13 protein-coding genes are annotated in these 10776 nt (G+C 48.5%); all 13 read left to right on the top strand.

Features of this window, described 5'->3' with window-relative positions; genetic code table 11:
• Positions 1–86 precede the first annotated feature (86 nt).
• Complete coding sequence (locus tag CSX02_RS12055; protein ID WP_242970484.1) at positions 87–740, top strand: HAD family hydrolase; 654 nt, start codon at positions 87–89, stop codon at positions 738–740.
• A gap of 28 nt (positions 741–768) precedes the next feature.
• Entirely contained in the window at positions 769–1539 is a 771-nt protein-coding gene (locus CSX02_RS12050) for a nucleoside phosphorylase (RefSeq protein WP_031542829.1), read from the top strand.
• Position 1540: 1 nt separating this feature from the next.
• Positions 1541–1672, top strand: coding sequence for a hypothetical protein (locus CSX02_RS14000; RefSeq protein WP_272756535.1), 132 nt, complete (start codon positions 1541–1543; stop codon positions 1670–1672).
• The gene (locus CSX02_RS12040; RefSeq protein WP_099386853.1) at positions 1665–2558 is read left to right on the top strand and encodes a hypothetical protein; all 894 of its coding nucleotides are present in this window, start codon (positions 1665–1667) and stop codon (positions 2556–2558) included. Before CSX02_RS14000 ends, CSX02_RS12040 begins: the two co-directional genes overlap by 8 nt.
• 93 nt (positions 2559–2651) lie before the next feature.
• Positions 2652–3458 (top strand): nitroreductase family protein, encoded by an 807-nt coding sequence (locus CSX02_RS12035; protein WP_099386852.1) that lies wholly within the window; start codon positions 2652–2654, stop codon positions 3456–3458.
• Between the two features lie 20 nt (positions 3459–3478).
• Positions 3479–4126 (top strand): YoaK family protein, encoded by a 648-nt coding sequence (locus tag CSX02_RS12030; RefSeq protein ID WP_031542834.1) that lies wholly within the window; start codon positions 3479–3481, stop codon positions 4124–4126.
• A 92-nt stretch (positions 4127–4218) separates the two neighbouring features.
• Positions 4219–4629: a flavodoxin family protein gene (locus tag CSX02_RS12025; RefSeq protein ID WP_099386851.1), complete on the top strand. Its 411-nt coding sequence runs from the start codon at positions 4219–4221 to the stop codon at positions 4627–4629.
• A 685-nt stretch (positions 4630–5314) separates the two neighbouring features.
• Positions 5315–6610 carry a DUF5605 domain-containing protein gene (locus CSX02_RS12020; protein WP_099386850.1) on the top strand — a complete coding sequence of 432 codons (1296 nt, stop codon included), beginning with the start codon at positions 5315–5317 and terminating at the stop codon, positions 6608–6610.
• Positions 6611–6636: 26 nt separating this feature from the next.
• Positions 6637–7299 (top strand): L-serine ammonia-lyase, iron-sulfur-dependent subunit beta, encoded by a 663-nt coding sequence (gene sdaAB / locus CSX02_RS12015; protein ID WP_099386849.1) that lies wholly within the window; start codon positions 6637–6639, stop codon positions 7297–7299.
• A 21-nt stretch (positions 7300–7320) separates the two neighbouring features.
• Complete coding sequence (gene sdaAA, locus CSX02_RS12010) at positions 7321–8181, top strand: L-serine ammonia-lyase, iron-sulfur-dependent, subunit alpha (protein ID WP_099386848.1); 861 nt, start codon at positions 7321–7323, stop codon at positions 8179–8181.
• Between the two features lie 17 nt (positions 8182–8198).
• Positions 8199–8582 (top strand): DUF1284 domain-containing protein, encoded by a 384-nt coding sequence (locus CSX02_RS12005; protein ID WP_189281565.1) that lies wholly within the window; start codon positions 8199–8201, stop codon positions 8580–8582.
• Between the two features lie 3 nt (positions 8583–8585).
• Complete coding sequence (locus tag CSX02_RS12000) at positions 8586–9461, top strand: Rgg/GadR/MutR family transcriptional regulator (protein WP_099386846.1); 876 nt, start codon at positions 8586–8588, stop codon at positions 9459–9461.
• A 77-nt stretch (positions 9462–9538) separates the two neighbouring features.
• The gene (locus tag CSX02_RS11995) at positions 9539–10765 is read left to right on the top strand and encodes an MFS transporter (protein ID WP_099386845.1); all 1227 of its coding nucleotides are present in this window, start codon (positions 9539–9541) and stop codon (positions 10763–10765) included.
• Positions 10766–10776: the final 11 nt, after the last annotated feature.

Below are 10776 nucleotides of genomic sequence, written 5' to 3'. Positions count from 1 at the left end.
AAATATGTCAGCTACGCTGACGCAAATCTCGCGCCAAGTCTCGCGAGCGAGACTTGAACTACGATTAAGAAGGATGCAGGGCTGAGATGATGAGAGATTTTGATGCAGTAGTATTTGATATGGACGGAGTCATTTTTGACTCGGAGCGTGCGGTGCTCGAGTGCTGGCTGGAGCTGGCAGACAAGTATGCGATTCCAAATATCATGGAGCCGTATCTGGCCTGCACCGGCACGACGATGGCACGCACCCGCGAAATTATGATGGAAACATATGGACCGGATTTCCCGTATGACGAGTATGCAGCGGAAGCTTCGGTCATGTTTCATGAGCGATATGACGGTGGCCGCCTGCCGATGAAGCGAGGTGTGCGCGAAATATTGGAGTATCTCAAAAGCCATGGCAAGCGAATTGCGCTGGCTTCCTCGACGCGCCGTCAGACGGTGATCAATCAGCTAAGAGATGCAAAGATTCTGGATTATTTTGATGAAGTTGTCACCGGCGATATGGTGGAAAGAAGCAAACCGGAACCGGATATTTTTTTGCTTGCCTGCGAAAAGGTCGGGGTGGCGCCGACTCGCGCGTTTGCAATCGAGGATTCCTACAATGGCATTCGTGCGGCACACAGTGGGAAACTCAGACCAATCATGGTGCCGGATTTGCGGCCTGCTGATGCCGAAATGAAGGAGTTGGCAGAGGTGGTTCTGGAAGATTTGGAAGCAGTACTTGCATATTTGCTATGAATCCCGTGAATAATCAGGAGGAAATATAATGATTACTAAACACGAGTTACCGATTTTGGAATACGATGATACATCGCTTGAGGTCATCGCACCAAATCATGATATTACAGAATTAAAACTGCCGGAGAAATGTCTCTTTGCATTTTTGAGTGATGAAGTACACGAATATGCGAAAGCGCATCATGCGGAAGTGGTGGAGGAACTGATCACTTTTTCGCATCCGGTGAAAATCTATGTGCTTCACGAAGGCGATGAGGACATCTGTCTGGTGCAGTCGATTGTCGGTGCACCGGCATCTGCAATGATTCTGGACTCTTTGATTGCATGCGGATGTAAAAAGATTATTGCGACAGGATCCTGCGGTGTGCTGGATGAGATTCCGGAAAATGTATTTCTGGTTCCAACCAAGGCACTTCGCGATGAGGGGATTTCTTATCATTATCTGCCGGCGTCGCGCACGATTGCGCTGGACGAAGCACCGGTCGCTGCAATCGAGAATTGTTTCAAGAAGCACAATCTGCCATTTATCACCTGTACGACATGGACGACGGATGGTTTCTTCCGCGAAACCAAGGATATGGTGCAATATCGCCTGAAGGAAGGCTGTCGCGTAGTCGAGATGGAATGCGCGGCACTTGCTGCATGCAGCAGAAAGCGCGGTGCAAAATTCGGACAATTTCTGTTCACAGGAGACTCACTTGCAAATGTGCATGAGTATGATGCGCGGGATTTCGGTTGTGATTCGCACGCAAAAGCATTACAAATTGGATTGGATATTTTAGCAACTTGGGAGGATTAATATGGCACTCAGACTGATTAAGCTGACAAAGCAGTATGAACAGCAACTTGGAGAAATGATCGAGGAATGGAAAGAAGATCAGGAGCGTAATCACACGAATCGTTCTCCGTGGGCAATTTTTAAGAATGAATAAACATAAGATTTACTATCATCTGCCGGGGCTCTTTGAATTTTATGATTTTTATCAGGTCTTTCTGGAACTCTATCGACAGCACCGGGAATATTTCTATGATTGGTGCGAGATTGGTTCCATCTATGGGGCACCTGCGGATGCAATCTGGGGCGGCGGTCGCGTCGGCTTTGGTGATGCGGATGCCAAAGCGGTTGCAAAGCTGATGCGGGAACACGGGATCTCTGCGCGACTGACCTTCAGCAACAGCCTGCTTCGACCGGAGCACTTGCAGGACCCGAGGTGCAATCGTCTGTGTGAACTGTTTGCCGATTCTCAAAATGGAATCATTGTTGCATCGGATCTGCTGCTTTCCTATCTGATGGAGAAATACCCGCAATTTTATTTTGTATCCTCTACGACAAAGGTCCTGACGGACTTTGCGGAGTTGGTTACGGAATGTAACCGACCGGAATTTCGCTATGTGGTGCCGGACTTCAGGCTGAATCCGGAGACGGAGCGTTTGAGTAATATGAGTCCGCAACAGAAGGCAAAAGTGGAATTCCTGTGCAACGAGTGCTGCTGGTTTGACTGCTATGACCGCAAGGCGTGCTATGAGAATGTCAGCAGAAAGAGTCTTGGCGAGGCGGTCGAAGATCATATTTGCGTCTCGCCGACGGCAGAGCGCGGCTATCGGCTTTCGGATGCAATGAACAATCCGGGATTTATCGGGCTGCATGAGATTCAAAACATTTATGCGCCACGAGGATTTGCACAGTTCAAGCTGGAGGGACGCGGTCTCGGAAGTGCGGTGTTGCTGGAAATGCTGCTTTATTATATGGTCAAACCGCAATACCATCTCGTGGTACGGGAAGAAATCTATCTGGACAGTATGCTGGATTTGTTTTAAACCCTATTGACTCGGTGGGAATTTGATGCTATTATTCGTTTCTTAGAAGAAGCAATAGAACAGGATGTTTTTGTGAATGAAAGGCGGAGAAAAATGAGTAACCTTTTAGAACTGATTAAGGAAAGAAAGAGCGTTCGTACCTATGATGCGCGTCCATTGAGCGCAGAACACCAAAGCGAACTGGAAGCATATGCAAAAGCAATTCGCAATCCGTTTGAAATCCCGGTAGAATTTGTGATGCTGGATGCAAAGGAGCATGGGCTTTCAAGTCCGGTACTTGCGGGAGAGACAGAATATGTGGCAGCGAAGGTCAAAAAACAGCCAAATGCAGAGGTCGCATATGGTTATTCGTTTGAAAAACTGGTTCTTCATGCAAAAAGCCTTGGCATCGGTACCGTATTCATTGGCGGTACCATGAAGCGTGAATTGTTTGAAAAGGCAGCAAATGTACAGGCTGATGAACTGATGCCATGTGTCAGCCCGTTGGGTTATCCGGCCGCAAAGCGCTCATTAAAAGAGGTGATGATGCGCAAAGGCGTCAAGGCAGACACCCGTTTGAAAGCGGAACAACTGTTTTTCAAGGATTCATGGGGTAATCCACTGGCGACAGCGGAGCTTTCGGATGTCTTTGAGATGGTGCGTCTGGCTCCGTCGGCTGTCAATAAGCAGCCGTGGAGAATCGTGGAAATCGATGGCGTCTATCATTTTTATGAGAAGAAAGATAAGGGCTATGACAAAGAGGCAACCGGCGATTTGCAAAAGATTGACATTGGCATCGCATTGTGCCATTTTATGATGGGACTCGAAGACCTGGGCAAACAGCCGGAGGTTTCGTTTGTTAATCCAGGTATCGAAGTTCCGCAGGGTGTAGAATATGTACTGAGTGTTTCTGTTTCGTAGAAGCAGATTTGGAGGAAAAGATGCAAACTTCGGAGAGTTTTCGCCTGAGCGCGCTATTGTCATTTTCGGGCGGACTTCAGGACGCATATACTTATAATCTGCGCGGGCATGTATTTGCAAACGCGCAGACGGGTAATGTGGTTTTGATGAGCCAGAATTTCATGCAGGGACAGGTGATGAGCGGACTGCAATATATGAGTCCGCTTTTGGCATTTGCACTCGGCATTTTTGTGGCAGAGCAGGTCGAAAACCGTTTCAAAAATGAAAAGAGTGTGCATTGGCGTCAGATTATTCTTGTGATCGAGATGATTGCCTTGCTGGCAGTGGGATTTATGGCTCCTTCGACCAACATGATTGCCAACATGATGGTCTCATTTGCCTGTGCGATGCAGGTGCAGACATTTCGCAAAGTGCACGGCTATGGCTATGCGAGCACGATGTGCATCGGCAATCTGCGCAGTGGCACGGAGAGTTTCTCGTGCTATCTGCGGGAGCATGACCGCGCAGCATTGAGAAAAGCATTGCATTTCTTTGGCATCATTCTTGTCTTTGCAATCGGCGCCGGAGTGGGCGGCGTATTGTCGCTTCACCTGGGACTGCATACCATTTGGATTTCGGTAGCAATTTTGTTTGCTGTTGCACTGATGATGTTCCGCGAAGAACATTAGCGTGCAGCATGCAAAATAAAATGAACAGAATTTTCTTGACAATAAAGATTGTGCGCAATATAATAGTGAAAAAGGAAAAGGAGGCTATTCGAATGACTTTTGCAGTTAGATATTATACAAAAACGGGTAATACCAAGAGATTGGCAGAAGAGATCGCGCAGGCGCTCGGTGTAGAGGCACTGCCAATCACAGAGCCGGTGACAGAGCCGGTGGACTATTTGTTCCTGGGCAATTCTTTTTATGCTTTTACAATTAATCCGGAGGTGAAGCAGTTCATTTCCTCTTTGGATAAGAAGCTGGTTGGCAAAATCGTCAACTTTGGTTCGGCAGCAATGCTGAATTCTACCTACAAAAAAGTAAAGGCAGAGGCAAAGCGCGTCGGAATCGAGATGGATGAAAAGGAATTTCATTGTAAAGGCGAATTCAAGGGCCTGCACAAGGGCAGACCAAACGCAGAGGATTTGAAGGCCGCTGTGGAATTCGCAAAGCAATTCTCCAGATAATCAGACCGGGTTTACCATTCACAGCCTGTAGTGTTTGATACATCCTCAGTCCATGACCCAGTAAGTCCTTCGCTTTGCAAGAATATTTTGGTTTTCATATATGCAAAAGCTCGCATCCTGATTGACATGCGTCTTTTGAATGCCTGTACAATTTTGAAAAAAGTTTTATGGTTGGCGGACACCCAAAACTTTCGTATATGTACTTCTCATCTAAGGGATACCCGGGTGAATCGAAGTGAGCCTAGTGAAATAAAAATGAGTTTTGATGTTTATAGGCATGCGCCGCCACGGAAGGCGGCGCAAATGCGATTGCAACACGACGTTGCGTAATGCATGGTGCCTATAAACACAAAACTCATTTTGTCATTTCACTTGGCAAACGGAGTCTGAACCCGGGTATCCCTTAGATTGAGGAGTACATAATATCAATAAATTAAGTGTCCGCCACTTCATAAACCTTTTTTCAAAATGGTTCATTCATCAAAAGACACATGTGTGATGCTCGCCTTTTGCATATTGAAACCCTAAAATATTCGCAAAATTGCGAAGGGCTTATCGGGTCATGGACTGAGGATGTTACTAAAATATAGGCTGTGAATGGGAACCAGAGTGTATCGATGGAATCGGTACACTCTGGTTTTTTGTGATATAATGAGTAGGACATGTGTCAAAAAGGAGGGTTACGATGGGAAAACACGGAATGGTGCGTGTAGCTGACACGCATTTTGAATATGAGGACGGGACATTGTATTTCCCGTTTGGTACGACAATCTATGCACTGGCGCATCAGGAGGAGGCACTGATTGAGCAGACTTTTGCGTCGCTTGCAGAGTCGCCGTTTAACAAGGTGCGTATGTGTGTATTTCCGAAACATTATCAATATAATCAAAACGAGCCAAAGTATCTGCCGTTTGAGAAGCGTGCGGATGGCAGCTGGGATACGGCAAAGCCGGTCGAGGCATTTTGGAATCATCTGGAGCAGGTGATTCGCCGCCTCGATGAGATGGAGATAGAATGTGATCTGATTCTGTTTCATTCATATGACCACTGGGGATTTGCGAGCATGTCGCAGGCCGACAATCTGGCATATCTGGAATACTGTCTCAAGAGACTGGGCGACTGTGACAATGTCTGGTGGTCGCTGGCAAATGAATATGATTTGATGCTTGCCTCCATTTCGATGGAACAGTGGTATGAGATTGAGGAATTTGTGGCTTCCCATAATCCGCGCGGACATCTGCTGTCCAACCACAACTGTTTTAGGACTTGGGATATGGGGCGCCCGAATATCACACACGGCTCGTATCAGGTGAAATATTTGAGCTATATCGCGGATCGCATCATGGAGCATCGCAAGCCGATCTGTGTGGATGAATGCTGCTATGAGGGCAATTTGCCGGAAGGCTGGGGCAATCTCTCCGGGGAGGAGATGACGGCACGGTTTTGGATGGCAATCGCCAGTGGCGCATACTGCACGCATGGCGAGACATTTTTGGATGACAATGATATCGTCTGGTGGGCAAAGGGCGGCAGATTAAAGGGCAAATCGCCGGAGCGCATCGCATTTTTGCGTCGGATTGTGGAATCGTTTGGAGCACCGATGATGCCATACAAGGCGGCACCATTTGAATTCCTGGATAATCTGCCGGACGAAGTGAAGGCGAATTTTGAGGGGACGGTATCCGGAAGGAGCTTTCCGCTTGCACTTGCGCAGGCTGACCCGGATGAGCAGAAAGTGCTTGATATTTTTGAACATGAATACACAGGACGCACAGAGGATCAGACTGTGCTGTTGAAATATTTATATCAGCGTTGCGGTGCGCGCGATTATATGAATTTGCCGGAGGGCAAAGAATATCGCGTCGAGGTCATTGACACCTGGAATATGACACGCACGACGGTGCATACGCATGCGACCGGTCGTGTCACAGTCGATTTGCCGGGCAAACCATATATGGCGATTCTGGCGACCGCGATGTAAACCAAAAAACGAGAGGATTACATAGTATGAATTTGTTTGATATTGTTGGACCGGTAATGGTCGGGCCATCCAGCTCGCATACTGCGGGAGCAGTCAAAATCGGGAATGTATGCAACAAGCTGCTGGGGGAACCGATTGCGCATGCGGATATTTATCTGCACGGATCGTTTGCTGCAACCGGAAAAGGCCACGGCACCGACAAAGCGTTGGTGGCCGGACTGCTTGGGATGGAAGTGGACGACATCGAAATCCCGAACAGCTTTGCTCTGGCAAAAGCGCGCGGAATGGCATTTGCCATTAGTTCTGTCGATCTGGGCGATGTCCATCCCAATTCCGTTAAGATTGTGATGCAAGGTGTCAGCGGACGCGTTCTGGAAGTGATTGCTTCCTCCATCGGCGGAGGCCGCATCCAAATCAACAAATTGGACGGCTGCGAGGCGAATTTCTCGGGAGAGCTGCCGACGCTGATCGTACGAAATTACGATCAGCCAGGCTGTATCACCACCGTGACGGGACATCTGGGAGACCGTGGAATCAATATTGCGACGATGCAATTGCATCGCAAGAACCGCGGCGGAGAAGCGACGATGGTCATCGAGTGTGACCAGCAGGTACCGGAAGAGACGATTCAGTCACTGGAACATCTCGAAGGAATCTATGGCGTGGCTTATTTTTCGCCAAAAAAATAAATCTTTATTTCGGAGAAAAATATGTTTGAATCGGTAGAAATCATATGTCGTGAGGAAGCGGACACCGGCGTTCCTTTCTGGAAGCTGGTGCAGCTGGATGATTGCAAGGAGCGTGCAATTTCGGAGGAGGCGTCTTTTGCGGCAATGCAACAGATGTATCAGGCGATGAAAGAGTCTGCACAAAATTATGATGAAAAGAGAAAAAGCAACAGCGGATTGGTTGGCGGAGAAGCTGCTGTGCTGCGCAAATATCTCGATTCCGGCGACGCGCTTGTCGGCGCATTCACCGGAAGGGTGATGGAGCTGGCGCTGCGTGTAGCAGAGAGCAATGCCTGCATGAAGCGTATCGTGGCGGCACCGACTGCGGGATCCTGCGGCGTGGTTCCGGCGGTATTTCTCGCGGCACAGGAGACAAAGGGATATTCCGATGAGCGGATGACGGAAGCCTTGTTTGTGGCAGCCGGTGTCGGCAGTGTCATAGCAGCGCGCGCATCCCTTTCCGGAGCGGAGGGCGGATGCCAGGCCGAAATCGGAGCCGCAAGTGCGATGGCAGCAGCAGGACTGGCCTATCTGCAGGGCGCATCGGGCGATATCTGCGCGAATGCCGCGGCACTCGCACTCAAGAATCTGCTTGGACTTGCCTGCGATCCGGTTGCCGGGCTGGTCGAGATTCCATGCGTCAAGCGCAACGTCTGTGGCGCGATGAATGCAGTTACTTCTGCTGAGCTTGCCTTGGCAGGCATTCGAAGTGCCATTCCGGCCGATGAGGTCTTTGATGCTATGAGCGCCATCGGCAAAGAGATGAGCTATAAGATTCGCGAAAGCGGACTCGGTGGCATCGCGGCGACTCCGACTGGCCAGAAGATTAAGGAACAGTTATAAAAATGGGAGGGAATCATATGATTTTGCGTCCGCACCATGGGATGTGCTTTCAATTTTATGAAGGAAAAGGCTACAGCGAGGAGTTCACCGACCATATGGGTGCTGTGATGCAGCGGCTCGAGGCGGATCCGGCGCAGCTGATCACGCTGCAGGTGGCGACGGATGAAGTCTGCAGGCAGTGCCCGAACAACATTGACGGCGCATGTGAGGACAATCCAAAGGTAAAACGATATGATGAGGCGGTGCTTGTGGCCTGCGGTCTGCAGGATGGAGCCTGCATTACCTATGCGCATTTTATGGAGACCGTAAAAAGCCGGATCATCGATGCGAAAAAGCGCGAGAACATCTGTGGCGACTGTTGCTGGAACGAAATCTGTGTCAATCATGAAAAGGAGCTTTGAGTCATGCAATATCACGAAGATACATGGGAATTCGGGCAGACATTTCATGATATCCGAAAGAATCGCAATATCCCGCTCAAGCAGGTGGCGGATGAGGAGGTTTCGGTTTCCCAGCTGTCGCGGTTTGAACGGGGCGAGAGTGATTTGTCCGTGACAAAATTTATGCGGGCACTGGCGAATATGAAGGTTGAGATTGGTGAATTCGTGGATGTCATGTACCATCATCAGAGATCAGAGAATATCGCATTTATGACGCAACTGGTGCCACTGGAATACAAACGCGACATTGACGGATTCCGGAGACTTTTCGAGGAGCAAAAGGCAAAATATGCTGCAAATCCGTCCATCTATCAGTATCATTTGAATATGATTCTGGCGCAGAGTTTCATCTGCAAATGTGATGAGACCATCCCGTTTCCGCCGGAATATCTGGATGAGGTGGCGGACTATCTGTTTTCCGTCGAACAGTGGAGAATTTATGAATTGATTCTGATCGGGAATCTGTATTTGTTTTTTGAGATTCCGTTATTGCACAGGATGGGACAGGAAATTTATCATAAGTCAAAGGAGACCGGTGAGAACCAAAAGCTCGCGGTGGTTGTGCTTTTGAATATTTTTGAGACCTGCATACAGCGCAGGGAAACGGAATACGCAGACTATTACCGGGAGCATCTGCCGGAATTCCTGGAAGATGAGACGAAGTTGTATGAGCGCAACATCTATCATTTTCTGCTTGGTTTGTACGAGTATCAAACCGGACAGCGGGAACACGGAATGGAGCGTATGCAGCAGGCGATTACGGTCTATGAGTGGCTGGGATGCGAAAATCTGGCCAATAATTATCGCACCGATTGTCGGAAGTATACGAAAAAGTCATAAAATTTGCATATATGCAAAAAGAATAAACCTCTGTTTTCAATCTCTTATAGTAGGAGAAAAGAAACGGAGGTTTTTTTATGAGTCAAAATCGCGTTCGTGGGATACGAAAAAATGAAGCTTTATTGTGGATTGGGGGATGGACCTCGAAGTTTGGCAATCTGGTATTTGATTATGCAAACAATGTTACGATTGTTAACCTGATTGGAAAGCCATGGGTGCTGGCACTGTATCAGAGTGCGGAGACGCTGATACAGATTCTCTTTAATCTGATCGGTGGTGCGAAGGCTGATCATGGCAATCGCAAGCGTTTGGTCATCGTGACGGATCTGATTGCCGCATGCATCTGCGCTTTGCTGGGATTGTTCATCGGGAGTGGCTGGATGGCGCAGGTGATGATTGTGGCGAATGCGCTGCTTGCGGTCGTATATGCCTTTAATTCGCCGACGTACAAAGCGCTGGTGCGTGAAGTGATCGAGAGAGATCGGATTGGATTTGCCAATTCAATTGCACATGCGGGCGGCGAGATGATTGGGCTAATCGGACCGGTCATCGGCGTGATGCTGGTCGGCCTGATCGGTGCCCGTGGTGCAATGTGGTTTGATGCAGGTACATTTCTCGTATCTGCGCTTTTAGAAATGCGCCTGACGGGAATCACATCGGAAGCGTTCAATGATAGTCCAAAACAAAAGGAATCCGTTTTGGGTCAGATTGCCGCCGGATTCCGTTATCTGTGGGGTGAAAAGCATATTTTGTTTTTGCTGATTCTCGCAGCATTTGTCAATTTCTTCCTTGCCGGATACAATCTGCTTTTGCCATATATGGACCGCGTGTTTGCCGCAGAGGTGCCGCATTTTTACGGAAAAGCATTGTCTGTGAGCGCTGTCGGAGGCATTATCGGTGCGTTTTTCTGCTCGAAAGTGCTGGTGAAAATGCAAAATCGCGTGCGTACATTGCTCCTTTGCCTGCTTGGAACAGGATTGTCGCTTTTGCTGGAGCCGGTTTTGGCAAAACATGCCTTTGCATATCTGGCATTGCTCCCGTTTGGACTGTTTAGTATGGCACTGGCCGGATTTAATATTTTGTTCATGTCGCATGTCCAGATTGCGGTTGATCCGGAATATCTCGGTAGAGTCTTTAGCATTATTTTTACGGTGGCAGTACTTTTTATGCCATGTGGCTCCTTCGTCTGCGCGCATGCGCTGGATTTGCAGCGTGTGGAGAGCTTTTATGTCATAGGGGGCGGAATCTCCTTGGTAACGATTGTCAATCTGTTTATCTCAGTCGGGGATACAATCTCCGACTGAGATAAACGCTC

Source organism: Agathobacter ruminis (assembly GCF_002735305.1).
GTDB lineage: Bacteria > Bacillota > Clostridia > Lachnospirales > Lachnospiraceae > Roseburia > Roseburia ruminis.
Note: the sequence above shows the minus strand (reverse complement) of the source record. Positions and strands in the feature narration are given on the sequence as shown.